General features: G+C 60.5%; 34 protein-coding genes and 2 pseudogenes. 2 read left to right on the forward strand and 34 right to left on the reverse strand.

The annotated features are described in order from the left end of the window. Together HDE77_RS17460 and HDE77_RS17465 are read right to left on the reverse strand one after the other, a co-directional pair. Positions 1-1,041 (reverse strand): M48 family metallopeptidase, encoded by a 1,041-nt coding sequence (locus HDE77_RS17460; protein WP_184419198.1) that lies wholly within the window; start codon positions 1,039-1,041, stop codon positions 1-3. 4 nt (positions 1,042-1,045) lie between these two features. Further along, the gene (locus HDE77_RS17465) at positions 1,046-2,230 is read right to left on the reverse strand and encodes a YjgN family protein (RefSeq protein ID WP_184419199.1); all 1,185 of its coding nucleotides are present in this window, start codon (positions 2,228-2,230) and stop codon (positions 1,046-1,048) included. Between the two features lie 503 nt (positions 2,231-2,733). On the opposite strand from HDE77_RS17465, the pseudogene HDE77_RS17470 reads away from it, so the two are divergent. Then, positions 2,734-3,025: pseudogene (locus tag HDE77_RS17470) on the forward strand (transposase); the annotation flags it as partial. 44 nt (positions 3,026-3,069) lie between these two features. On the opposite strand, the gene HDE77_RS17475 reads toward HDE77_RS17470, so the two are convergent. Together HDE77_RS17475 and HDE77_RS17480 are read right to left on the reverse strand one after the other, a co-directional pair. Beyond that, positions 3,070-4,374: a cytochrome c gene (locus HDE77_RS17475; protein ID WP_184419200.1), complete on the reverse strand. Its 1,305-nt coding sequence runs from the start codon at positions 4,372-4,374 to the stop codon at positions 3,070-3,072. After that, entirely contained in the window at positions 4,371-5,069 is a 699-nt protein-coding gene (locus HDE77_RS17480) for a c-type cytochrome (protein WP_343206132.1), read from the reverse strand. The genes HDE77_RS17475 and HDE77_RS17480 overlap by 4 nt, the downstream gene beginning before the upstream one ends. 165 nt (positions 5,070-5,234) lie before the next feature. On the opposite strand from HDE77_RS17480, the gene HDE77_RS17485 reads away from it, so the two are divergent. Beyond that, positions 5,235-6,848 carry an amidase gene (locus HDE77_RS17485; protein ID WP_184419202.1) on the forward strand — a complete coding sequence of 538 codons (1,614 nt, stop codon included), beginning with the start codon at positions 5,235-5,237 and terminating at the stop codon, positions 6,846-6,848. A gap of 97 nt (positions 6,849-6,945) precedes the next feature. Here the strand turns inward: HDE77_RS17485 and HDE77_RS17490 are convergent, their stop codons facing one another. The 30 genes and pseudogenes from HDE77_RS17490 to tuf all read right to left on the reverse strand — a co-directional run. After that, the gene (locus HDE77_RS17490) at positions 6,946-8,316 is read right to left on the reverse strand and encodes a 3-deoxy-7-phosphoheptulonate synthase class II (RefSeq protein ID WP_184419203.1); all 1,371 of its coding nucleotides are present in this window, start codon (positions 8,314-8,316) and stop codon (positions 6,946-6,948) included. Positions 8,317-8,350: 34 nt separating this feature from the next. Further along, positions 8,351-8,848 carry a disulfide bond formation protein B gene (locus HDE77_RS17495; protein ID WP_184419204.1) on the reverse strand — a complete coding sequence of 166 codons (498 nt, stop codon included), beginning with the start codon at positions 8,846-8,848 and terminating at the stop codon, positions 8,351-8,353. Positions 8,849-9,046: 198 nt separating this feature from the next. Beyond that, positions 9,047-9,430 carry a 50S ribosomal protein L17 gene (gene rplQ / locus HDE77_RS17500; protein ID WP_184419205.1) on the reverse strand — a complete coding sequence of 128 codons (384 nt, stop codon included), beginning with the start codon at positions 9,428-9,430 and terminating at the stop codon, positions 9,047-9,049. Between the two features lie 312 nt (positions 9,431-9,742). Next, positions 9,743-10,741 (reverse strand): DNA-directed RNA polymerase subunit alpha, encoded by a 999-nt coding sequence (gene rpoA / locus HDE77_RS17505; protein WP_056714883.1) that lies wholly within the window; start codon positions 10,739-10,741, stop codon positions 9,743-9,745. A gap of 15 nt (positions 10,742-10,756) precedes the next feature. Further along, positions 10,757-11,383 carry a 30S ribosomal protein S4 gene (gene rpsD, locus HDE77_RS17510; RefSeq protein WP_184419206.1) on the reverse strand — a complete coding sequence of 209 codons (627 nt, stop codon included), beginning with the start codon at positions 11,381-11,383 and terminating at the stop codon, positions 10,757-10,759. An 11-nt stretch (positions 11,384-11,394) separates the two neighbouring features. Next, entirely contained in the window at positions 11,395-11,781 is a 387-nt protein-coding gene (gene rpsK / locus HDE77_RS17515) for a 30S ribosomal protein S11 (RefSeq protein ID WP_184419207.1), read from the reverse strand. 11 nt (positions 11,782-11,792) lie between these two features. Then, complete coding sequence (gene rpsM, locus HDE77_RS17520) at positions 11,793-12,149, reverse strand: 30S ribosomal protein S13 (protein ID WP_184419208.1); 357 nt, start codon at positions 12,147-12,149, stop codon at positions 11,793-11,795. Between the two features lie 126 nt (positions 12,150-12,275). Continuing rightward, positions 12,276-13,598, reverse strand: coding sequence for a preprotein translocase subunit SecY (secY, locus tag HDE77_RS17525; protein ID WP_184419209.1), 1,323 nt, complete (start codon positions 13,596-13,598; stop codon positions 12,276-12,278). Between the two features lie 6 nt (positions 13,599-13,604). After that, on the reverse strand, positions 13,605-14,036 hold the full coding sequence (gene rplO, locus HDE77_RS17530; RefSeq protein ID WP_184419210.1) for a 50S ribosomal protein L15: 432 nt from the start codon (positions 14,034-14,036) through the stop codon (positions 13,605-13,607). A 5-nt stretch (positions 14,037-14,041) separates the two neighbouring features. Next, entirely contained in the window at positions 14,042-14,242 is a 201-nt protein-coding gene (rpmD, locus tag HDE77_RS17535; protein ID WP_113723935.1) for a 50S ribosomal protein L30, read from the reverse strand. After that, entirely contained in the window at positions 14,235-14,744 is a 510-nt protein-coding gene (gene rpsE / locus HDE77_RS17540; protein ID WP_077442651.1) for a 30S ribosomal protein S5, read from the reverse strand. The genes rpmD and rpsE overlap by 8 nt, the downstream gene beginning before the upstream one ends. 122 nt (positions 14,745-14,866) lie before the next feature. Beyond that, positions 14,867-15,226 (reverse strand): 50S ribosomal protein L18, encoded by a 360-nt coding sequence (rplR, locus tag HDE77_RS17545; protein WP_343206133.1) that lies wholly within the window; start codon positions 15,224-15,226, stop codon positions 14,867-14,869. 82 nt (positions 15,227-15,308) lie between these two features. After that, positions 15,309-15,836, reverse strand: a complete 528-nt coding sequence (gene rplF, locus HDE77_RS17550) for a 50S ribosomal protein L6 (protein WP_184419211.1) — start codon at positions 15,834-15,836, stop codon at positions 15,309-15,311. Positions 15,837-15,847: 11 nt separating this feature from the next. Continuing rightward, positions 15,848-16,243 (reverse strand): 30S ribosomal protein S8, encoded by a 396-nt coding sequence (gene rpsH / locus HDE77_RS17555; RefSeq protein WP_184419212.1) that lies wholly within the window; start codon positions 16,241-16,243, stop codon positions 15,848-15,850. A gap of 269 nt (positions 16,244-16,512) precedes the next feature. Then, positions 16,513-16,818: a 30S ribosomal protein S14 gene (rpsN, locus tag HDE77_RS17560; protein WP_184419213.1), complete on the reverse strand. Its 306-nt coding sequence runs from the start codon at positions 16,816-16,818 to the stop codon at positions 16,513-16,515. A 14-nt stretch (positions 16,819-16,832) separates the two neighbouring features. Next, positions 16,833-17,372 carry a 50S ribosomal protein L5 gene (rplE, locus tag HDE77_RS17565; protein WP_184419214.1) on the reverse strand — a complete coding sequence of 180 codons (540 nt, stop codon included), beginning with the start codon at positions 17,370-17,372 and terminating at the stop codon, positions 16,833-16,835. Positions 17,373-17,384: 12 nt separating this feature from the next. Continuing rightward, on the reverse strand, positions 17,385-17,699 hold the full coding sequence (gene rplX / locus HDE77_RS17570) for a 50S ribosomal protein L24 (protein ID WP_184419215.1): 315 nt from the start codon (positions 17,697-17,699) through the stop codon (positions 17,385-17,387). Positions 17,700-17,712: 13 nt separating this feature from the next. After that, on the reverse strand, positions 17,713-18,081 hold the full coding sequence (rplN, locus tag HDE77_RS17575) for a 50S ribosomal protein L14 (protein ID WP_007513359.1): 369 nt from the start codon (positions 18,079-18,081) through the stop codon (positions 17,713-17,715). 14 nt (positions 18,082-18,095) lie between these two features. Then, entirely contained in the window at positions 18,096-18,371 is a 276-nt protein-coding gene (gene rpsQ / locus HDE77_RS17580; RefSeq protein ID WP_184419216.1) for a 30S ribosomal protein S17, read from the reverse strand. 12 nt (positions 18,372-18,383) lie between these two features. Then, a complete protein-coding gene (gene rpmC, locus HDE77_RS17585) occupies positions 18,384-18,569 on the reverse strand; it encodes a 50S ribosomal protein L29 (RefSeq protein ID WP_184419217.1) in 186 nt (61 codons plus the stop codon). After that, a complete protein-coding gene (gene rplP / locus HDE77_RS17590) occupies positions 18,569-18,982 on the reverse strand; it encodes a 50S ribosomal protein L16 (protein ID WP_184419218.1) in 414 nt (137 codons plus the stop codon). The genes rpmC and rplP overlap by 1 nt, the downstream gene beginning before the upstream one ends. An 11-nt stretch (positions 18,983-18,993) precedes the next feature. Continuing rightward, on the reverse strand, positions 18,994-19,749 hold the full coding sequence (gene rpsC / locus HDE77_RS17595) for a 30S ribosomal protein S3 (RefSeq protein WP_184419219.1): 756 nt from the start codon (positions 19,747-19,749) through the stop codon (positions 18,994-18,996). 15 nt (positions 19,750-19,764) lie between these two features. Then, positions 19,765-20,100 carry a 50S ribosomal protein L22 gene (gene rplV, locus HDE77_RS17600; RefSeq protein WP_184419220.1) on the reverse strand — a complete coding sequence of 112 codons (336 nt, stop codon included), beginning with the start codon at positions 20,098-20,100 and terminating at the stop codon, positions 19,765-19,767. Next, entirely contained in the window at positions 20,100-20,372 is a 273-nt protein-coding gene (rpsS, locus tag HDE77_RS17605) for a 30S ribosomal protein S19 (RefSeq protein ID WP_007082178.1), read from the reverse strand. The genes rplV and rpsS overlap by 1 nt, the downstream gene beginning before the upstream one ends. Before the next feature lie 12 nt (positions 20,373-20,384). Further along, positions 20,385-21,209 carry a 50S ribosomal protein L2 gene (rplB, locus tag HDE77_RS17610; protein WP_184419221.1) on the reverse strand — a complete coding sequence of 275 codons (825 nt, stop codon included), beginning with the start codon at positions 21,207-21,209 and terminating at the stop codon, positions 20,385-20,387. Between the two features lie 17 nt (positions 21,210-21,226). Continuing rightward, positions 21,227-21,520 (reverse strand): 50S ribosomal protein L23, encoded by a 294-nt coding sequence (rplW, locus tag HDE77_RS17615; protein WP_184419229.1) that lies wholly within the window; start codon positions 21,518-21,520, stop codon positions 21,227-21,229. Between the two features lie 2 nt (positions 21,521-21,522). Continuing rightward, positions 21,523-22,125: a 50S ribosomal protein L4 gene (gene rplD / locus HDE77_RS17620; RefSeq protein WP_184419222.1), complete on the reverse strand. Its 603-nt coding sequence runs from the start codon at positions 22,123-22,125 to the stop codon at positions 21,523-21,525. Between the two features lie 10 nt (positions 22,126-22,135). Beyond that, positions 22,136-22,777: a 50S ribosomal protein L3 gene (rplC, locus tag HDE77_RS17625; RefSeq protein WP_184419223.1), complete on the reverse strand. Its 642-nt coding sequence runs from the start codon at positions 22,775-22,777 to the stop codon at positions 22,136-22,138. 20 nt (positions 22,778-22,797) lie between these two features. Continuing rightward, on the reverse strand, positions 22,798-23,109 hold the full coding sequence (gene rpsJ / locus HDE77_RS17630) for a 30S ribosomal protein S10 (RefSeq protein WP_068095401.1): 312 nt from the start codon (positions 23,107-23,109) through the stop codon (positions 22,798-22,800). Positions 23,110-23,558: 449 nt separating this feature from the next. Then, positions 23,559-23,777 (reverse strand): annotated as a pseudogene (gene tuf / locus HDE77_RS17635) (elongation factor Tu); the annotation flags it as partial.

Consider the following 23,777-nt stretch of genomic DNA (forward strand, 5'->3'; position numbering starts at 1 on the left):
TCAATGACCCGCATGCGCCAACTGAAATGCACGCGATGCCGCATTCGCTCGGGCGATACGTTCTGCGGTGAGCGGATGGCTGGAGAGATAGCGCAATCCATCTCCCCTCCCCACTTCAGGACGTACGCGTTCAAGCGCCTGTATGGCGCGAACGAAAGCCGCCGGATCGATGCCCTGACTTGCAAGCGCGTTGAACGCGAAACTATCAGCGTCTTCCTCAAAAGCACGCAAATAGTGGCTATCCAGCAGAAATATCGGAATGCCCGAAGCAAGTCCGCCAATGGACGCAACATCGCCCATCAACATGCTCCCCACAATGACTACACCCGAGCTGCGCAATACCAGACGCAGCATGTGGTGATGGGCCTGGTGACCGAGTTCATGTGCGGTGACGGCGATGAAAGCCTGGTCGTCGGGGAGCGCGCGAACGAGCGCATCGGTGAATACAACGCTGCCATCGGGCAGCGCAAATGCATTGGCGCCCAGCAGGGGCGACGCGTAAAAGCGAATCTGCACCGGCGGCATACCGGTCAGGCGATCAGCAAAGTGCTGAAAGATCGCCTGCAGATGCTGGCGGCGATCCAGCGACAACCTGGTAGGCAGCAACGCCCGACCCTCCAGCACGGCCAGCGACTGGCGTCCCATGGACACCTCAAGCGCATGCGGCATGTTCATCGCCAAACGATCCGCCCCCCAGGGAAGGCCGAACTCGAACAGCGCGCCCAGTGTCGTTACAACGACAAAAATGCCGATCAGCGCGGCCGGCCAGCGCCGCTCAAGCCAGTCCACTACCCTCTCGAGTCGGTGACTGTCCGCAAACCAATCCGCGGGCAGCAGGTCATGATCGACCTGGATATGTGCGCCGTCGGGCAGATGCAATACAAAGGGCACGCCGATGACACGCGCACTGGGTTCCACCACCACCAGCGACACCGCATATTCTCTGCTGGGTCCGCGCCACTTCAGGCTGTCGCCATCACGCCACACATCAACATGTATGGCGTGGCTTGAGCGCCCGTCGAAAAAGACACCCGGAATCATGCGATCACAATCCGATATCGATGCCCAACAGGCTATCCATCTCGGTGCCGGCCGCACCTACCTCAGCATGCGCAAACGCGTCACGCACGAAGTCGTTGAGTTCGCCGTCACCGTTAATTTCCAGATGCTCCGCGCGGTACCGTGCCAGTCGGATGTGTGCCCAGGGAATGGCCAAGCCGATCGAGCAGAGGATGCCAAGCGCGTTGCCGAGATACAGGTTCAGCATCGACCAATATTTCAACGAAGAACGAAAGCTGTATTGCCCCAGGTGCGCCTGGTTATAAAGCAGGTTGGTCATGCGGACGTGCACGTAAGTCCACACACCCAGATACATGGGCGCCATCACGGCATATATCGCCAGAATGAAACTAATCGGAGGCGCCTTGGGATTAAAAGGTTGATGACCTTGCGCTGCAAGCGTGAACTTGCTCACCAGACCCACCAGGATCATCGTGGGAACCAGCCACGCCAGCCCCACCGCGATGACTCTCCAATACATATGGAAATAAACAGAAATCTTGCTGGCGAAGCGAAACGACTTGCCGCCGAAATGGTGATGTTCAACCATCCACGCCTGCTGATTACCTTTTATCCACGGATAGATGCCGCCAATGCCGGCAAATATGCCGAGTAAGCCGACCAGCGGATGTCCACTGACGGTCAGAAAAATCATGAGCAGGAATGGAATGCCCATCAGAATGTAGGCAATGAAGTACCACTGATAGGCGCCGCTGTAATCGCTTACAAAATAGAAGCGCAGTCCTCGCCACGCCGTGTAACGGGCGCGAAACATCAGGCCCTTGACGATCATCCATGGCATGAATGCAGCGAGTGCCAGACCAGCGCCTACCTGCAACGGCTTGGAAAAATGCCCGGCAATCACATACAAGGCAAACAGGACGCCGGTTAACAAACGCCCGCGGAGAATGGGCAGTGGCTTGGCCAGATACTCGAATGGCGAATCTGCCAGTACGGTATTGGCGTACATGTAACGTCGCGTACGCACCGACGCCCAGGCGGAGTAAATGCCCAGCGTCACGACGCTTAATGCGACGTTGACGATCCAGATACGAAAATAGTCTTTGGCATTACCGCGAAAATCGAAGCGGTGCGAAGTTTCGGCAGCGCGAACGGGCGCAGCATCAACCTCGGGAAAGAACACACCCGAGGCCATAGTCTCGTCATGCATATCCTGGCTCCCCTCAATCCCTTAAGGCTTCCCCCCGGAAGCGAAATGAGTCTAGCGGAAAACAATACGGAATCCGCTAGTCCGATTTTGGGAGCCGGAACCGCTTGATACGACAAGTTTCAAACGGCAAGCCCTCAAGCGATCGATGTCTGCTGATATTGCTTAGACCTCGCTCGTGCATGATCGGCGCCTTGTTCGTCGATTAAGCATCTGGGCATGTCGATGTCCGCTGTTTGCAAGAAACTTCGAACGCATCAGCTCGATATGCTCCGCTTCCGATATCTCGCACCAGCTACTCGAAATCCATGGTTGCCAGCTGCCTTGGCGTCGAAAAAGGGTGCGCACCGAGCACCAACGGCAAGGGACTGATTGACGCCTCGCCGAGCGTCGCGTACAAGTGTGGAGCGTAAACGCAAGAACTTGCGTTTTCATTGTCTGCCTACTTGTCCCCGCTCCGGCTTGGCCAGAGGCCTCCTGGCAAACCAGCCCCAAGAAACTCAACGATGCGTAAGAGAGAATTCACCGAGAGCCAGATCTTTGCGACCTTGCAGCAAGTCGAAGGGGGCCGACAGGCCAAGGATGTGTGTCGGGAATTGCGCATATCGGGCGCGATGTACAACGACTGGAAGTCCAGGTACAGCGGGATGAACGCGACTGACGTGCAGCGGGTTCGCGACCTCGAAACGGAACACAGCAAGCTCAAATGGATGTATGCGGAGCTGGCGCTGGAGAATCACGCCCTCAAGGATGCCATCGCAAAGAAGCTGTAGACCCGCCACGCAAGCGCCAGTGCTGATCTGCGTGACGGACAACGCCGCCACCTACGCCCTGGCAAGCCCTCAATCGATCGGAGTCTGCCGATACTTGCTCACATCGCGCTCCTGTACGATCGGTCCCTTGTTCGTCCAGGCCTGCCGGATATAGCTGACCACTGCCGCCACGTCGGCGTCGCTCAGTTGCTGAGCGAATGGCGGCATCGAATAGGGCCGTGGGCTTGCGGCGGTCAGCGGCGCGAAGCCGCCCAGCAGAACCGAGCGAGTCGCATTGATGCCGGTCGGTTCAGTGACCGATGAATTGCCATTGAGCGGCGGGTAGATGCCCGCCACGCCGTTGCCGTTCTTGCCGTGGCAATCTGCGCAGCGTTGCGTGTAGATCTGCTCACCATGCTGGATAAGCGCGCTGGTGTTGAAAGGCGGCTTCTCTTCCGGCAGTGGCGCCCGCGCCGGCAAAGAATGCAGATAAGTCGCCACCGCATGCAGATCGGCATCGGTCATGTGCTGGGTGCTTTGCGCGACGACGTCGGCCATGGGACCAAACGCTGCGCCTTTCGCGGACTGGCCGGTTTTCAGCAGATCGACAATGTCCTGCTCGTTCCAGCCCTGCAGGCCTCCATTACTCTGCGTGCTCAGATCCGGCGCATACCAATTTTGCTCCGGGATCTGGCCACCGGTCAGATGCACGTCCTGCGGCGTGCCGCCGAGAGTGTCGCGGGCTGCGTGGCATTCGTTGCAATGCCCCAACCCCTGCACCAGATAGGCGCCACGGTTCCACTGCTCCGACTGGCCCGGGTCGGGTACGTACACACCTTCCTTGAAATACAGCGCGCGCCATGCCGTCAAGCTGTTGCGCAGGCTGTATGGAAAATTCAGCGCCAGCGCTGAAGGCGGCTGACGCACCGGTGGCAATGATTGCAGATACGCAAACATCGCCAGCGCGTCGTCATGCGTCACCTTGGTGTAGGAGGTGTAGGAGAACGCCGGGTAAAGAAGTTCGCCGTGACGGCCTTTGCCGACATGCAATGCCTGCCAAAAATCCTCGAAACTCCAGCTGCCCAACCCGGTTTCGCGATCCGGCGTGATATTGGGCACTGGAATATTGCCGAATGGCGTGGCCAGCGAACGTCCACCGGCGTACCCCGCACCGCCCTGCGCGGTATGACAGCCGGCACAGTCGCCGGCCGTGACCAGATATTCACCCTTGGCGATCAACGCTGGATCGCGCAGCGTCGTGGCGTCCACCTTGCTCATCGCTGGTGACGTCGGCTGGTGACCGCCGCCCCCGAAAAATAGCCATCCCAATACACACACCAGCAACAACCCGCCAGACACCACGAGCAGCAGCAACAGTCGACGGAACCAGATCATGCCCCACCCCCTGCTGCTGCATTTTTAACTGCACCCAACACACCACACGGCAGCATCGGCTTCACTGAACCGGCCGCTTGCGCATGCGTGTCGGCCGGCAACTGCCGGCTGGCCAGCCATGCCGCTACCGCGGTGATATCCGAAGGGCTCAAGCGACTGGCAACCAATGCCATGCAATCCGGCGCCTTCATCGCGCGGGTATGCGTGCGCCAGGAGCCGAGTTGGGAGCTGATGTAGTCATAAGGCAGACCTACTAGGCCAGGCGTGGACGGCTCGACGCCTGTCAGCTGGTTGCCGTGGCAGCTGGCGCAGGCCGGGACCTTGAGCGCCGGGTCGCCGCTGTTCACCAGTTGTTCGCCACGCTGCAAAGCCTCTGCACCCACCGGCGGCAACGGCGAGCGGCTGTAAGGCACCTGCTGCGCGGAAAAATATTCAGCGATCTCCTGCATGTACGCGGGACTCAGCTGACGTACGGTGTATTCCATCGGTGCGTACTTGCGCAGACCGTTCTGGAAACCCTGCATCTGGCGCACCAGATAGGCGGCTGGCTTGCCCGCCAGCCGAGGGAAAAAGTCGCTGCCCGGCTTGCCTTCGCCATGCACGCCATGACAGCTGGTGCAGGCGGCGATGCGCTGTTGCAGGGTGTCCGGTATCGTCGGCGCGTCACTGGCGCGGCTGGCGCTACCAAACAGCATGAGGGCAACCAGCAGCACCGAAGCACCGGCTGGCCTGGCGGAACGTGCTCGAGCGTTGGTGTTCATTCGCGAAGTATAGGCTCAGCCGGCGGAGGCGATTCATCCGCTGTGCAGTTAAGCTGGATATCGCGACAACATGCCACATTCGTCAAACGGGGGGGTGCCGTGATCCGTTCTTCCATCTGTCTCGCCGCACTCGTCTGCGCACTGCTTGGCACACCGGCCATCGCCGCCGATACCACGATGCCTGACCTGGCTTACTCGTCGATCGCGCAACTGCAGCAGCGCATGGATGGCGGCACGCTCGATAGCAGGCAGCTCACGCAGCAGTTCATCGAACGCATCCAGCAAATCGACCAGTCGGGCCCCTCGCTACGGGCCGTGCTGGAGATAAACCCGGATGCGCTGAAACTCGCCGCTGCGCTGGACCGGAAGCGCGCGAAGACACACGGCCCACTGTACGGCATCCCGGTGTTGCTGAAGGACAACATCGACACCGGTGATCGCATGCTCACCACCGCCGGTTCGCTGGCGATGATAGGTGCGCCGGCACCGCACGACGCCGCGCTGGTGGCTCGCCTGCGAAAAGCTGGCGCGCTGATCCTCGGCAAGAGCAACCTGAGCGAATGGGCGGACATGCGCTCCGATCACGCCAGCAGTGGCTGGAGTGGCCGCGGCGGGCAAACGCGCAATCCCTACGCACTCGACCGCAATCCCTGCGGCTCCAGTTCGGGTTCGGCAGCTGCCGTGGCGGCCGGGCTCGTCACGGTGGCGATCGGTACCGAAACCGACGGCTCGATCATCTGCCCCGCATCGATGAACGGCATCGTCGGGATCAAACCTACGCTGGGCTTGGTTAGCCGCAGCGGCATCGTGCCGATCAGTCACAACCAGGACACCGCTGGCCCATTGGCGCGCAACGTGGCTGACGCCGCGGCCTTGCTCAGCGTGATCTCCGGCAGCGACCGGCACGACTCGGCCACCGTCGAGGCACACGCTCATGCCACCGATTACACTCGCTTCCTCGACCCGGATGGTTTGAAAGGCAAGCGCATCGGCGTGGTGCGCCAGCTCGCGGGCTCCGAGCCCAACGCCGATCGTGTGCTTGAGCAGGCGATTGCGACGATGAAGGCGCAAGGCGCAATCATCGTGGACCCGGTCACTGTGCCGCACTTGAGCGAACTGGGCGCGCCGGAATCGATCGTGTTGTCATACGACTTCAAGCATGACTTCAACGCCTATCTCGCCATGCGACCCGGCCTGGCGGTGAAGACCCTGGCCGACTTGATCGCATTCAATCAGCGCGAGCCGGCGCGCGAGATGCCATGGTTCGGGCAGGAAACGCTGGAGCACGCCCAGACGAGGGGGCCGCTGACCGAGCAGGTCTATCTCGACGCCCTGGCGAAAGCGAAGCAGCTGGCGGGCCCCCAGGGTATCGATGCGGCGCTGGCGAAAGATCACCTCGACGCATTGCTGGCGCCGTCGCAGGGACCCGCATTCGTGACCGACCCGGTGCTTGGCGACCATATCGTCAGCGCTGATCCCAACCTCGGCGGCGCCTCGCAACCCGCCGCCGTAGCTGGCTATCCATCGATCACCGTGCCGGCGGGCTGGGCCCACGGCCTTCCCATCGGCATCGTGCTGTTCGGCGCCAAGTGGAGCGAGCCCACGCTGATTTCGGTGGCCTACGGTTTCGAGCAGCACACCCATGCCTGGCAGCCGCCGAAATTTTTGAGCACGGTGGACGAGATCACGATCAGCGCCTCAGGCGTGCCCTGAGCGCGGATCTAAAGTTTCCATGCTCAGATAAAAGAGGGCTCAGACAAAAAGAAGGCGGCCAATGGCCGCCTTCTTCCTCTCAGCGAGCGAGGTGGACTCAGCCCGGGCCGCCCACCGACTTGCGCACGATCAGCATCGCCAGCTCCAGCGACTGCTCGTAGTTAAGGCGTGGGTCGACCATCGATTTGTAAGCACGATCGAGATCCGTTTCGGACAGATCACGCGCGCCGCCCATGCATTCAGTGACATCCTCACCGGTCAGTTCCAGATGGACACCGCCCAGTCGCGTGCCGGCTGCGGCATGGATATCGAACGCCTGATCCAGCTCGCCACGGATATTGTCGAAGCGGCGTGTCTTGTGACCGTTCGAGGTGCTCTCGGTATTGCCGTGCATCGGATCGGCGATCCACAGTACACGGCGCCCTTCGCGCTTCACGGCTTCGAGAAGCGGCGGCAATGCTGTCGCAATGCCGGCGTTGCCCATGCGATGGATCAGCGTTAGCCGGCCCGGTTCATCATGGGGATTCAACGCATCGATCAGTGGCAACAGCTGCTCGGGTTTCACTGTCGGACCGATCTTCACCGCGATCGGGTTGCTGATGCCGCGGAAATATTCCACGTGTGCACCGTCCAGCGCCGCCGTGCGCATGCCGATCCACGGAAAATGCGTGGACAGGTTGAACCAGCCACGATGGCGCGGCACCTGCCGCGTCAACGCCTGCTCGTAATGCAGCAGCAAGGCCTCATGCGAAGTGAAGAAATCCACCCGCGAGAATCCGGCGATCGGGCCCGCCAGCGTTTCCATGAAGCGCAGCGAGTCGCCGATACCCGCCACCATTTTCCGGTACTCGGCAGCGAGCGGCGAATGCTCGACCCAGGCCAGATCCCAGTATTCCGGATGATGCAGATCGGCGAAGCCGCCATCGATCAGCGCGCGCACGAAATTCATCGTGAGCGCCGAATGCGCATGCGCCTGGATCATCCGCCGCGGATCGGCCCGACGCGCGGCAGCTGTGAAATCCTGACCATTGATCAAGTCGCCGCGAAAACTCGGCAGACTCACGCCATCGCGAACTTCCTGGTCGGTGGAACGCGGTTTCGCGTACTGGCCGGCAAACCGGCCCACGCGCGACACCGGGCGCTTCAAGCCGTGGACCAGTACCAGGCTCATCTGCAGCAGGACTTTCAGCCGATTGGAAATGATCGGGCTGGTGCAGTCGGCAAAGCTCTCCGCGCAGTCGCCACCCTGCAGCACAAAGCGCTGACCTTCCTGTGCCTCGGCCAACGACTGCTTCAGCGCCAACACTTCCCATGAGGTCACCAGGGGCGGCAGCCGGGCGAGCTGTTCGCTGGCCGCGGCAAGCTCGGCGGCATCGTCGTACTGCGGCTGCTGTAGCGCCACACGTTGCTGCCACGAATCGGGCGCCCAGTTACTGGGAGCAAGAGCGTTGGAGAGAGCTGGATTCATCGGTGCAACCTTGATAGCAGTTTTCGCGTTCACTTCAGTTCGTTCGGCGTCGCGTGGCCACCATCGTCAGCGCGGCCAGCAGGACAAACCACAGCAGGCTCCACGCCGGCATCGGCAGGCCCAGGATCGGCTCGACTTTGGCGCACTCACCGGAGCCAGTGAACACCAGTTGCATCACCCTGGCGAAGGGAAATGCGCTGAACATGTAGTCCAGCGGCGGCCCGCAGGACGGTACCTGGTCGGCCGGCAGCGATTGCACCCACAGGTGCCGGCCAGCCACCACGATGCCGAAGATGGCACTGAGCAGTGCCCCGCCGGAGTACACCCAACGCGCCCCGCCACGCGGCGCATGCAGCGCGCCCAGCAGGAAGAACACGGACATCGCCAGGAACGCAATGCGCTGGAAAATACACAGCGGACAGGGATTCATGCCCAGCCGGTATTCGGCATACAACGCGATCCCGAGCAGCCCGGCGCAGATCAGGAAGCCCACAAGAAAACTGAAACGGTACGACCAGCGAAATGGATTCATGGCGGTTGCTGGGTTGCGGAACAACGACATTACCCGTTCACTGGCTTGATGTCAGCAGCGATCGCCACATTTTGACGGGAATTCGTGGCGCGGCATGCCTGCAAAACAAAAACCCGGCTGGTTGCCCGGCCGGGTTTCGTGTTTGGACGTCTGTACGCCCCATCGACCGAAATTAGGCCGATGACCTACTCAACCGAATTACTCGGCGTCGACAGCCTCGACCTGCGGACGACCGACCAGCTCGACATACGCCATCGGCGCATTGTCGCCGGGACGGAAACCGCACTTGAGGATACGCAGGTAACCGCCGGGACGCTCGCGGTAGCGCGGGCCCAGCTCGACGAACAGCTTGCCGACCGCTTCCTTGTCACGCAAGCGCGAGAACGCAAGGCGGCGATTGGCAACACCGTCGGCCTTCGCGAGCGTGATCAGCGGCTCGGCCACGCGGCGAAGTTCCTTCGCCTTGGGCAGGGTGGTACGGATCAGCTCATGCTTGATCAGCGACGAGGCCATGTTCTTGAACATCGCTTCGCGGTGGCTGCTGGTGCGGTTGAGCTTGCGTCCAGATTTTTGGTGGCGCATGGCAATAACTCTCTATCTGTTGTTATGAAAAGCCGGCACTCAGGTCCGACTTCCCGCGGTAAATCCGCTATTAGGAGCCTCTGTGGAACGGGCTCTTGTGAGAAGTGCGGCCATGGGTGGCCGCCTCTGGCGCTTGGCGAAGGCGTCAATTACCCGCTCACCAAGCAGCTGACAAACAGCGATCAAGGATGATCGCAAAAATACAGCAGCAGCCACGAATGGCCGCTTCTGGCACCTAGCGAGAGAGCTAAGCTCAAACTCGCCAGTGCGCCGGTACCGCTGCGATCATGCGTGATCGCAAAAAACAACTTATCAACCCAGCTGCATGCCGTGCGACAGACCCGGCGGCGGCCAGTTCTCGAGCTTCATGCCGAGAGCCAGACCACGTCCACCCAGCACATCCTTGATTTCGGTCAGGGACTTCTTGCCCAGGTTCGGGGTCTTCAGCAGCTCGACTTCGGTCTTCTGTACCAGATCGCCGATGTAGTAGATGCTCTCGGCCTTCAGGCAGTTAGCCGAACGCACGGTGAGCTCCAGATCGTCGATCGGGCGCAGCAGCAACGGGTCGAAACCGCTCTTCTCCGCCTTGTCGGTAGCGCTCTCGCGACGCGAGAAGTCACCGAACACCGACAGCTGGTCGTTGATGATTTCGGCGGCCTTGCGGACCGCGTCTTCAGCACCGATCGTGCCATTCGTTTCGATATCCAGAACCAGCTTATCGAGGTTGGTGCGCTGCTCGACACGAGCCGCGTCCACTTCGTAAGCCACGCGCAACACGGGCGCAAACGACGCATCGAGCTGCAGGCGACCGATCGGACGCGCTTCATCATCCGGATGCTGGCGCGTGCTGGCCGGCTGGTAGCCGACGCCGCGACGCACCTTCAGACGCATGTTGAGCGCGATGTCCTTGGTCAGGTGGCAGATCACGTGCTCGGGGTTGATGATTTCCACCGAGTGGTCGACGACGATGTCGCCGGCCGTGACCACGCCCTTGCCCTTCTTGGACAAGGTCAGGGTGACTTCATCACCCGTATGCTGACGGATCGCCACGTCCTTGAGGTTGAGCAGGACTTCGATAACGTCCTCCTGCAGACCTTCAAGCGTGGTGTATTCGTGCAGCACGCCATCGATTTCGACCTCGACGATGGCACTGCCAGGAATCGAGGAGAGCAGTACGCGACGCAGCGCGTTGCCCAGGGTATGGCCGAAGCCACGCTCGAGCGGCTCGACCACCACCTTGGCGCGGTTAGCTCCGAGCTGTTCGACGCTGAGGCCTCGGGGCCGCAGCACACTAGTTGACGAAACTGCCATGCAGAGCTCCGGTAATTACTTCGAGTAAAGCTCGACGATCAGTGCTTCATTGATGTCAGACGGCAGATCACCGCGATCCGGCACCGACTTGAACGTACCTTCAAATTTCTTGGCGTCGACTTCGACCCAGATCGGACGCAGATCCATGGTGTCGAAAACGGTTGCCGCTTCCTGCACACGCAACTGGGTACGTGCGCGCTCGGTCAGCGCAATCGCGTCGCCCGGGCGAACCTGGTAGGAAGGAATGTTCACCTTCTTGCCGTTCACCAGGATTGCCTTGTGGGCAACCAGCTGACGAGCCTGGGCGCGGGTCACCGCAAAACCCATGCGATAGACGACGTTGTCCAGACGGCTCTCGAGCAAGCGCAACAGGTTTTCACCGGTGTTGCCCTTGGACGTCGATGCCTTGGTGTAGTAGTTGCTGAACTGACGCTCAAGCACACCGTAGATGCGCTTGACCTTCTGCTTCTCACGCAACTGCACGGCGTAGTCGGACATGCGCATGCGCTTGTTGGCGCCATGCTGACCGGGCTTGTTTTCCAGCTTGCACTTGGAATCAAGTGCACGTGCCGGGCTCTTCAGGCTGAGATCTGCACCCTCACGACGGGCGAGTTTGCAGGTAGCTCCACGATAACGGGCCATGGGTATGCTCCTTAGACTCGACGCTTCTTGGGGGGACGGCAGCCGTTATGCGGAATCGGCGTGACATCGATGATGTTGAGCACCTTGTAGCCCAACGCGTTCAGTGAACGCACTGCGGACTCGCGACCCGGGCCTGGGCCCTTGATACGCACTTCCACGGTCTTCACGCCGTACTCGCCTGCAGCGCGGCCAGCCTTTTCGGCGGCAACCTGCGCAGCGAACGGGGTCGACTTGCGCGAGCCACGGAAACCGGCGCCGCCGGCAGTAGCCCACGACAAGGCATTGCCCTGGCGATCGGTGATGGTGACGATGGTGTTGTTGAAGGAGGCCTGCACGTGTGCCACGGCATCCGTGACAACGCGCTTGATCTTCTTCTTGGTTTTGACCGGCTTAGCCATATTCGAATCCGTTACTTCTTGATCGCGCGACGGGGACCCTTACGGGTACGTGCGTTGGTACGCGTGCGCTGGCCGCGCACCGGCAGGCCACGACGGTGGCGCAGACCACGGTAGCAACCCAGGTCCATCAGACGCTTGATGGCGATACCCACCTCACGGCGCAGATCACCTTCGACGGTGTATTTAGCGATTTCGTGGCGGATTTTCTCCACCTCGCCTTCACTGAGGGACTTGATCTGGGTGGTGGGAACCACGCCAGCATCCACGCAGACTTTCTTGGCCCGGCTGCGGCCGATACCGAAAATGCTCTGCAGACCAACCCAGACATGCTTCTGGACCGGCAAATTGACACCCGCGATGCGCGCCATGATGTACTTTCTCCGATGTGTTTCGTGCGCGGTAAACGCGCAATTCTAACCTGAATTACCCTAACTGGAAAGCCCTGCGACACCGCGGTGCCGCGACTCTCCGACGGTAGCCATCTGTTTGCAGCATCAGCTGCGGCGCAGATTGGCCTTCTTGAGCAGACTCTCGTACTGGTGACTGACCAGATGCGCCTGCACCTGAGCCGTGAAATCCATCACCACCACCACCACGATCAGCAGCGACGTGCCGCCGAAATAAAACGGTACATGCCAAGCATTTTGCATGAACGACGGCACCAGACACACCAGCACCAGATACAAGGCTCCGACACCGGTCAAACGGGTCATCACCGAATCCACGTAGTTCGCCGTGGCCTTGCCCGGACGGATACCCGGAATCAGGGCACCCGAACGCTTGAGGTTATCGGCCGTCTCTTCGGCGTTGAACACGATCGCCGTATAGAAGAACGCAAAAGCAATCACCAATACCGAAAACACGATGTCATGCAGCGGATTGCCAGGACTCAGCGACTGCGTCAGATCCTGCAACCAGCGCGACTGATGGCCAGTGCTGAACCATGCGACCGCGGTTGCCGGGAACATCAGCAGACTCGAGGCGAAGATCGGCGGAATCACACCCGCCATATTGATCTTCAGCGGCAGATGCGACGTCTGGTTCATGTAAGCCCGTTGCCCGCCGGACCGCCTTGCGTAGTTCACGGTGATGCGCCGCTGGGCGCGCTCCATGAACACCACAAACGCCGTCGTCGCCAACACCAGACCCAACACCATCAACAGCTTGAGCAGAGACAACTCACCGTTGCTGGACATGCCGAGCGTATGCACCACCGCACCAGGCAGACCGGAAACGATACCCGCGAAGATCAGCAACGAAATACCGTTGCCAATGCCACGCTCGGTCATCTGCTCACCCAGCCACATCAGGAACATCGTGCCGGCAGTCAGTCCAACGACCGATGACATGATGAAACCGAAACCCGGGGTGTAAACCACCGGTGCACCACCGGCAGCTACCTGCCCTTGCAACGCCACCGCAATACCGAACGACTGGAATGCTGCCAAACCCACCGTGGCAAAGCGCGTATACATTGTCATCTTGCGCTTGCCGGCGTCGCCTTCCTTGCGCAGCCCCTGCAGACTGGGAATCACCGAGCCCATCATCTGGAACACGATCGATGCCGAGATGTAGGGAATCACGCCGAGCGCGAACACCGAGAACCTGGACAAGGCCCCGCCCGAGAACATGTTGAACAAGTCCATCAGGCCATTGCCGTTGACCAGGTTGCTCATCGCTTCCGGGTTGACGCCCGGCACCGGAATGAACGAACCCAGTCGAAACACCACCAACGCAGCAATCACGAAGAAGATGCGCTGACGAAGCTCCGTCAACTTGCCGAGCTTGCCGAGCTGTGTGCCCTTAGCTGCAGCCACTGTCGATTACTCCACGCTGCCGCCGGCCGCTTCGATGGCTGCCTTGGCGCCGACCGTAGCCAGCAGACCCGACAACTTCACCGCGCGACCGATTTCACCCTTGAGAACCACTTTGACCTTCTTCGCGCGGCTACTGATCAGGCCAGCCTGATGCAGCACGACGACGTCGATCACGTCACTCTTGAGGTTGGCGAGCTGATACAGGAAAACTTCCTGGCTCTCAGCCTTCTTGAGCGAACGGAAACCAACCTTCGGCAACCGACGCTGCAGCGGCATCTGGCCGCCCTCGAAACCATACTTGTGGGTACCACCGGCGCGGGCGTGCTGACCCTTGTGTCCGCGACCAGCGGTTTTGCCCATACCCGAACCGATACCGCGACCGACGCGCAGGCGCGTCTTGTGCGAGCCGGCGTTCGGCTGAATGTCATTAAGACGCATGATGCTTACTCCTCGACCCGGACCAGGTAATAGACCGTGTTGATCAGGCCACGCACCTGCGGGCTGTCCTTCAGTTCACGGACGTCGTTGATCTTGCCCAGACCCAGCGCCTTGACGCTGAGGCGGTGACGAGCCTGCACGCCGCGCAGGCCCTTGACCAGGCGCACGCGCACGGTCTTGTCGGCGGTTGCTTGTGACTTAGCCATTGCCCAGCACCTCATCCAGAGTCTTGCCACGCTTGGCGGCGATCTTCTTGGGCGAGGCGACTGCCTGCAGGCCCTTGATGGTGGCGCGCACCAGGTTGATCGGGTTGCGCGAACCGACGGCCTTGGCCAGCACGTTCTTGACGCCGACCACTTCCAGCACAGCGCGCATGGCGCCACCAGCGATCACGCCGGTACCTTCCGAAGCAGGCTGCATATAAACGCGGGCTGCGCCGTGGTTCGCCTTGATGGCGTACCACAGGGTGCCGTTGTTCAGTTCGATGTTCACCATCTGGCGGCGGGCACGCTCCATCGCCTTGGAGATGGCAACCGGCACTTCACGCGCCTTGCCATAGCCGAAGCCGACCTTGCCCTCGCCGTCGCCGACCACGGTCAGCGCGGTGAAGCTCATCTGGCGGCCACCCTTGACGGTTTTGGCCACGCGGTTGACGGCAATCAGCTTTTCGAGCAAGCCGTCCGAATTTTCGCGATCGTTAGAAGACATGTTCTTTTCCATGTGCCCGATAATCCGGGACTTTGCTTGCGGCTGAGCCGCTTGGAGTTGTAGGTGATGCAACGGGAATCAAGGTCACCTGATTCCCAGATCGTGCTTGTAAAATCTGGCTTTTAGAACTTGAGACCCGCTTCGCGAGCCGCATCGGCCAAGGCCTTGATGCGACCGTGAAAACGGAAGCCGGAGCGGTCGAATGCCACCGACTCGATACCTGCAGCCATCGCACGTTCCGCAACAGCCTTGCCCACCGCAGCAGCGGCAGTCAGGTTCTTCGTACCCTTGAGGCCTTCGGCAACCGACTTCTGCACGGTGGAGGCAGCAGCCACCACGTTCACGCCGGAAGCGTCGAACACCTGTGCGTAGATGTGCTGACCCGTGCGGTGCACCGACAGGCGGGCCACAGCCAGCTTGCGGATATGGCAACGCGTGGACTTGGCGCGACGCAGGCGGTTTTCATTCTTGTTCATCATAATTTCCTCGAAAGCGGATCGGCTTAGTAGGGACTCCTGGAAGAGTCTGGTCACGCATGACCAGACTTTCGCGAAGGGACCCGCATTACGCCTTCTTGGCTTCCTTCAGCGTGATCTTCTCACCGGCATAACGCACACCCTTGCCCTTGTAGGGCTCCGGCGGACGGAAGCCGCGAATCTTGGCTGCCACCTGACCCACGCGCTGCTTGTCGGCGCCCTTGATCAGGACTTCGGTCTGCGTCGGGGTTTCGATGCTTATGCCTTCCGGCGCTTCGAACACCACCGGGTGGGAAAAGCCCAGGCTCAGGTTCAGCGACTTGCCCTGCATGGCAACGCGGTAACCCACGCCAACCAGCTCAAGCTTGCGCTCGTAACCGGCGAACACACCCTGGACCATGTTGGCCAGCAGCGCGCGAGCAGTACCACCGAACTTGTCGTCGGTACCTTCAGCGAGACTGATGGTTGCAACACCGTTGTCCACGGTGACGGAAACGCCCGGCAGGTGATGCACGGACAGCGTGCCCTTGGGGCCCTTCACGGAGATCGCGTCAGCAGCGACGGTCAGCTCCACGCCCTTCGGCAGGGTAATCGGTTTTTTGGCTACACGTGACATCGAAAGACTCCTTATGCCACTTGGCCGATAACTTCGCCGCCCAGACCCTTGGCACGGGCCTGCGCATCGGTCAGCAGACCGGCAGAAGTCGAGATGATCGAGATACCCAGGCCGCCGAGAACCTTCGGCAGTTCGTCCTTGCCGCGGTACACACGCAGGCCGGAGCGGCTGACACGGGAAATGGTCTCGATGGCCGGCTGGCCCTCGAAATACTTGAGCTTGATCTCGAGCACCGGCTTGCCTTCCTCGGTGGAAGTCTTGGCGTCGAGGATGTAGCCCTCGTTCTTGAGAAGGTCGGCGATCGCCAACTTCAGTTTCGACGACGGCATACGGACGGCCGGCTTGCCCATGGACTGGGCGTTGCGGACGCGCGTAAACAGATCGGCGATGGGATCAGTCATGCTCATGAAAAAGTCCTTCAGAGTGCACCGATATCCGATAAAACCGGAAATCAATTAGATTGTGAGCCGACGCTTACCGCCGGCCTGCTTTACGCAGACCGCCGACTATATCAGCATTACCAGGTTTTAGCGAACATCAAATGCGGTAGTCGCATCAACGGCTGCATGACGATGCAACCGGGAGAACCGGTCGCGAGGCATTCACCCCGCGAACGAGCTCTGCAAATCATTGTTTTACAGCAGCTTGCTTTACAACAAACTGCTCTAAACCGTTATTACCAGCTTGCCTTACGCAGACCCGGCACGTCACCGCGCATGGTTGCTTCACGCAGCTTGTTGCGGCCCAGGCCGAACTTCGCATAGACCGCACGCGGGCGACCGGTCAAGGCGCAGCGGGTGCGCTGACGCACCGGACTGGCATCGCGCGGAAGCTTCTGCAGCTTGGTCTGTGCAGCCATCTTCTCCTCGTAGGAGGCGGTGGTGCTCAGCACGATCGTCTTCAGCTCGCCGCGCTTGGCGGCGTACTTCTTGACGAGTTTGGTCCGCTTGATATCGCGGTTCACCATTGATGTCTTAGCCATGGATTACGCGCCTATCAGTTGCGGAACGGGAAGCTGAATGCTGCCAGCAAGGCTTTCGCCTCTTCGTCGGTCTTGGCGGTGGTGGTGATGGAGATATCCATACCGCGCAACGCATCAACCTGATCGAAATCGATCTCAGGGAAAATGATCTGTTCCTTGATACCGAAGTTGTAGTTGCCACGGCCATCGAAGGCACGCGCCGACACACCACGGAAATCGCGGACGCGGGGCAGCGAGATGTTGATCAGGCGATCAAGGAATTCCCACATCTGCGCACGGCGCAGCGTGACCTTGCAGCCGATCGGCCAGCCGTCGCGGATCTTGAACGAGGCAACGGAAACGCGCGCCTTGGTCGTGATCGGCTTCTGGCCCGCGATCTTGGCCATATCGGCCACGGCGTTCTCGAGCACTTTCTTGTTGCCCGCAGCTTCGCCCACGCCCATGTTCAGCGTGATCTTGGTGATGCGGGGAACCTGCATCACGTTCTGGTAGCCGAACTGCTCGGTGAGCTTCGCCAGTACCTGGTCTTTGTAAAATGTTTCAAGGCGCGTCATGACTTGTGTTCCTTACGCGTCCACGACCTCGCCATTCGAACGGAACACGCGGACCTTGCGCCCATCTTCGAGCGTTTTGGTGCCGACGCGTTCACCCTTGTTCGTGGCGGGGTTGAACAGCTGCACATTGGAGAGATGGATCGAGGCTTCACGCTCGACGATGCCGCCAGCCTGATTGGCCTGCGGGTTCGGCTTGGTGTGACGCTTGATCAGATTCACGTTGGAGACGAATACACGATCGTCTGCAACACGCAGCACATCGCCGCGCTGACCTTTGTTTTTACCGGTGATCACGAGGACCTGATCACCTTTGCGGATACGGTTCATTTCTTGACTCCGCTCAGAGCACTTCGGGAGCAAGCGAGACGATCTTCATGAACTTCTCGCTGCGCAGCTCGCGGGTAACCGGTCCGAAAATACGGGTGCCGATCGGCTCGAGCTTGTTGTTGAGGAGGACCGCTGCGTTGCCGTCGAAACGGATCAGCGAACCATCGGGACGGCGTACGCCCTTGGCGGTACGAACCACCACGGCATTATACACCTCGCCCTTCTTTACCTTTCCGCGGGGAATGGCATCCTTCACGGTGACCTTGATAACGTCACCGATCGCGGCGTAACGACGCTTGGAGCCGCCGAGCACCTTGATGCACATCAGTTCCTTCGCGCCGCTGTTGTCCGCTGCGGAAAGCGTGCTTTGCATCTGGATCATGGCTGCACCCTCCCTTAGACTTTGGCGCGCGTGATGATTTCAACCACGCGGTGATGTTTGGTCTTGGACAACGGACGGCACTCGGCGATACGTACGAGGTCACCCTCGTTCGAACCCAGGTCGTCCTGCGCATGCAGCTTGGTCGAACGGCGGATGATCTTGCCGAGCAGCCAATGCTGCACCTGACGCTCGACCAGCACGGTGACCGTCTTGTCCATCTTGTTGCTGGTGACACGACCCTCAAGGGTACGCGCCTGCTTCTTTTCTGCTTGAATCTGGTTGTCGCTCATATCGGCCGTCCCTTACTTCTTGCCGCCGAGCACAAACTTCGTGCGGGCGATGTCACGCCGAACGCGGCGAAGCTGGTGCGGCTGAGTGAGCTGGCCGGAACCCTTTTGCATGCGCAGGTTGAACTGCTCCTTGCGCAGGTCCAGCAGATGCTGCTTCAGCTCGTCGGCCGACTGGTTATTGATATCTTTGGTGGCCATCACATCACCGCCCGGGTCACAAATTGGGTCTGCACGGACAGCTTCGCTGCCGCCAGACGGAACGCCTCACGCGCCGTCAATTCGTCGACGCCCTCGATTTCATAGAGCATGCGACCGGGCTGGACTGGGGCGACCCAGAACTCGACGCTACCCTTACCGGCACCCATTCGCACTTCGATCGGCTTCTTGGTGATCGGCTTGTCCGGGAACACGCGGATCCACAACTTGCCACCACGCTTCACGAAACGGGTGATGCAACGACGGGCCGCCTCGATCTGGCGCGCGGTGAGCGCGCCATGCGTGGTGGCTTTCAGGCCGTACTCGCCAAAGCTGACGAGGTTGGAGCACTGGGCCAAGCCGTCGTTACGGCCTTTGAATTGCTTGCGGTATTTGGTTCGCTTGGGTTGCAACATGGCAACTCTCCTTACTTCGCAGTCCGCTCGCGGCGGCCGTCACCGGCCTCGCGACGCGAATCGTTACGACGACCTTCGCCACCTTCGCGGCGCGGCTGCGAGGACGGCTCGTCTTTCGACTCCTGCGATGCAGCTGCCAGGTCGAAGACTTCACCCTTGTAGACCCACACCTTGATGCCGATGATTCCGTAGGTGGTCTTCGCTTCGGCGGTGCCGTAGTCGATGTCGGCGCGCAGCGTATGCAGCGGCACGCGGCCTTCACGGCTCCACTCCGAACGAGCGATCTCGGCACCGTTCAGACGACCGGAGACGTTGATCTTGATACCCAGGGCACCCAGGCGCATCGCATTGCCGACCGAGCGCTTCATTGCGCGGCGGAACATGATGCGACGCTCAAGCTGCTGAGCGATCGACTCGGCCACCAGCTGGGCGTCAAGCTCGGGCTTGCGCACTTCGCTGACGTTGATGTGCGTCGGAACGCCCATCATGTCGCTGACTTCCTTGCGCAGCTTCTCGATATCCTCGCCCTTCTTGCCGATCACCACGCCCGGACGGGCGGTGTGGATCGTCACGCGTGCGGTTTTAGCCGGACGCTCGATCTGGATTTTCGAGATGCCGGCGGCAGCCAGCTTCTTCTTGAGCATGTCGCGAACCTTGATATCGGCCACGAGATACTTTGCGTAATCGCCCTTGTTGGCGAACCACTTCGAGTTCCAGTCCTTGGCAATGCCGAGGCGGATTCCGGTGGGATGAACTTTATGACCCATCGTCTATGTCCCCGGTCAGTTACCAACAACCACAGTGATGTGGCTGGTGCGCTTGAGAATGCGCGAACCGCGGCCTTTGGCGCGGGCATGCATACGTTTCATCGCCGGACCTTCGTCAACGAAGATGCTGGCCACTTTCAACTCGTCGACGTCGGCGCCGAGATTGTTCTCAGCGTTGGCGACGGCCGACAGCAGCACCTTGCGGACAAGGATGGCGGCTTTCTTGTTGGTGAAGGTGAGCACGTCGCTGGCCCGGCCCACGGGAAGCCCGCGGACGAGATCAGCCACCAGGCGTGCCTTTTGCGCCGAGATGCGGGCGCCACGCAGGATCGCTTTGGCTTCGGTGCTCATCACTTGCCCTTCTTGTCGCCGACATGGCCCTTGAACGTACGGGTCACCGCGAACTCGCCGAGCTTGTGCCCGACCATGTTCTCGTTGATCAGGACGGGTACGTGCTGACGGCCGTTATGGATGGCGATGGTCAAGCCGACCATTTCCGGCAGGATCATCGAGCGACGCGACCAGGTCTTGATCGGGCGCTTGTTATTGGCGGAAACCGCAGCTTCCACCTTTTTTACGAGGTGAAGGTCGACGAACGGACCTTTCTTCAGAGAGCGAGGCATGTCGGTTTCCTGTTACTTCGTACGACGACGCACGATGAACTGCTGCGTGCGCTTGTTGTTACGGGTCTTGTAGCCCTTGGCCGGCGTGCCCCACGGGCTGACCGGATGACGACCACCTGAAGTCTTGCCTTCGCCACCACCGTGCGGATGGTCGACCGGGTTCATCACCACACCGCGAACGGTCGGGCGAATACCCAGCCAGCGCTTCGCGCCAGCCTTGCCGAGCTTCTTAAGGCTGTGCTCGCCGTTGCCGACTTCGCCGATCGTGGCGCGGCAATCGACCGAGACGCGACGCATCTCGCCGGAGCGCAGACGCAACGTGGCGTACCCAGACTCGCGGGCTACCAGCTGCACCGAGGCGCCAGCGCTGCGGGCGATCTGCGCGCCCTTGCCGGGACGCAGTTCGATGCAGTGAATGGTGCTACCCATCGGGATGCTGCGCAGCTGCAGGCAGTTGCCAGCCTTGATCGGCGCTTCGTGGCCCGAGACCAGACGGTCGCCCACCGCCACGCCCTTCGGCGCGATGATGTAACGGCGCTCGCCATCGGCGTAGCACAGCAACGCGATGTGCGCGGTGCGGTTCGGATCATATTCAATGCGCTCGACGCGGGCGGCAATGCCTTCCTTGTCACGCTTGAAGTCGATGATGCGGTAATGCTGCTTGTGACCGCCGCCACGATGACGCACGGTGATGCGGCCATGATGGTTGCGACCGCCGGTCTTGGACTGTGACTCGGTCAACGCCGCGTACGGCGCGCCCTTGTACAGGCCTTCCGTGCGGACGCTTACTGCGTCACGACGGCCCGGCGAGGTCGGCTTGTGGTTGATTAATGCCATTTCACAAAACTCCTGGCTCAGGCCTTGGCGGACACGTCGATGGTCTGGCCATCGGCAAGACGCACATAGGCCTTGCGCTTGCCCTGGCGGCTGCCAGCGCGGAAACGGAAGGACTTGACCTTGCCTATCGTGTTGACGAGGTTCACCTGTTCGACCTTGACGTCAAACAGACTTTCCACGGCAGCACGGACATCGGCCTTGGTTGCCGTAGGGGCAACGACGAATACGTACTGGTTATGCTCGGCGAGTCGCGCCGATTTCTCGGAAATGTGCGGCGCGCGCAACGTGTCGAGAATGCGTTCGTTGTTCATGCTCATGCCAGCCACTCCTCGACCTTCTTCACGGCGTCAACCGTCATCACCACATGGTCGGAACCGACCAGGCTGACCGGGTTCAGCGCCATCACATCCAGCACATGGATATACGGAATGTTGCGAGCGGCCAGGAACACCGACTCGGAGGCGTCTTCCGACACCAGCAACACACGACCGGAAACTTCCAGCTCAGCCAGCTTGGCAACCATCGCGGAGGTCTTCGGCGTCTCGATGCCAAAGCTCTCGACAATCTTCAGGCGGTCCTGGCGGATCAGCTCGGAAAAGATCGAGCGGATCGCGACACGGTAAGCCTTGCGGTTGACCTTCTGCTCATAGCTGCGCGGCTTGGCTGCGAAAGTGCGGCCACCACCGACAAAGATCGGCGCACGGTAATCACCGTGACGGGCACCGCCGCCCTTCTGCTTCTTGAACTTCTTGGTGGTACCGGACATCTCGCCGCGCGACAGCTGCGACTGGGTGCCAGCACGACCACCTGCCTGATAGGCAATAACTACTTGGTGGACCAGGGCCTTCTTGTACTCACCGCCGAACACTTCGTCCGACACGCTGAGCGGCTTGGCGCCAATGACATTAAGTTCCATGGCGTTCTCCTCAACCCTTGGTCGTCGGGCGGATGATGACGTCGCCACCGGTTGCACCCGGTACCGCGCCCTTCACCGCAATCAGGTGACGCTCGGCGTCGACCTTGACCACTTCCAGACCCTGCGACGAACGGCGCACGGCACCCATGTGACCGGACATCTTCTTGCCCGGGAACACGCGACCCGGGGTCTGACGCTGACCGATAGAACCCGGCGCGCGATGCGACAGCGAGTTACCGTGGGTAGCGTCACCCATCTTGAAGTTCCAGCGCTTGATCGTGCCCTGGAAGCCCTTGCCTTTCGACACGCCGGCCACGTCAACGATCTGCCCGACGGTAAACACGTCGTCAGCCTTGATCTCGGCGCCCACGGTGTACTTGCCGAGATCGTCGGCAGACACGCGGAACTCCCACAGACCACGACCCGGCTCAACCTTGGCCTTCGCGTAATGACCTTTCAGCGGCTGCGTCAGCAGGTTTGCGCGCTTGGTGCCCGCAGAAACCTGGACGGCGCTGTAGCCATCGTTATCATCCGTCTTCAACTGGGTCACACGATTCGGCGTCGCTTCAATCAGCGTCACCGGAATCGAGCGGCCATCTTCAGTGAAGAGTCGGCTCATGCCGCATTTGCGGCCTACCAATCCGATACTCATCTTCGTATCCTGTCTGTCGCTCAACCGAGCTTGATCTGAACATCAACGCCAGCGGCGAGATCAAGCTTCATGAGCGCGTCCACGGTTTTGTCGTTCGGGTCGATAATGTCGAGCACACGCTTGTGAGTACGGGTCTCGTACTGGTCGCGTGCATCCTTGTCGACGTGCGGAGACGTCAGGATGGTGTAACGCTCGATTTTTGTCGGGAGCGGAATCGGGCCGAGTACCGTTGCGCCAGTGCGCTTGGCCGTCTCTACGATTTCGCTAGCCGAGCGGTCGATCAGACGATGATCGTACGCTTTCAGCCGAATCCGAATCTTCTGGTTCGCCATAACCGTGTCCTGTTGTCGAAAGAACGTAATGTGAAACGAAGCGGCTTCTCACCGCCTCGCACAACCCTTTACCACCACACCGGTAGCCGCAGATAAATCACACGGCCCCCAATTCGAAAAGACCAGGCGAGCGCAATGATGCGGCTCGCCTGGGCTAAAAATCGATTCACGCAACAAACATGATCAACGGGGCAAGCCCTGTGATTACATTGGATTGCGAGGGCCATCCCGGCCTGCGAACTCGAAGCACATCCTGTGCCTCATTTCGCGGTAGATCGACCGAAGTAAACCCTCGGTCGATAAGCAAGCTACGCAGTATACCTGCAAATATCTGCCAAGTGAAGTACCCCGGTAACAAATTCAGAAAACGGGGTGATTCACGGGGCCCGACAGGCACGGAGCCTGTCAGCACAAGGCCGCGCGGCGGCCTTGTGCTTGAGAACAACTTCTTACTTGATGACCTTGGCCACCACGCCGGCGCCGACGGTACGGCCGCCTTCGCGAATGGCGAAACGCAGGCCTTCGTCCATCGCGATCGGGTGGATCAGGCTGACCACCATCTTCACGTTGTCGCCCGGCATCACCATTTCCACGCCCTCCGGCAGCTCGCAAGCGCCGGTCACGTCGGTGGTGCGGAAGTAGAACTGCGGGCGGTAACCCTTGAAGAA

This window comes from Rhodanobacter sp. MP7CTX1 (assembly GCF_014205795.1).
In the GTDB taxonomy this organism is placed as follows: Bacteria; Pseudomonadota; Gammaproteobacteria; order Xanthomonadales; family Rhodanobacteraceae; genus Rhodanobacter.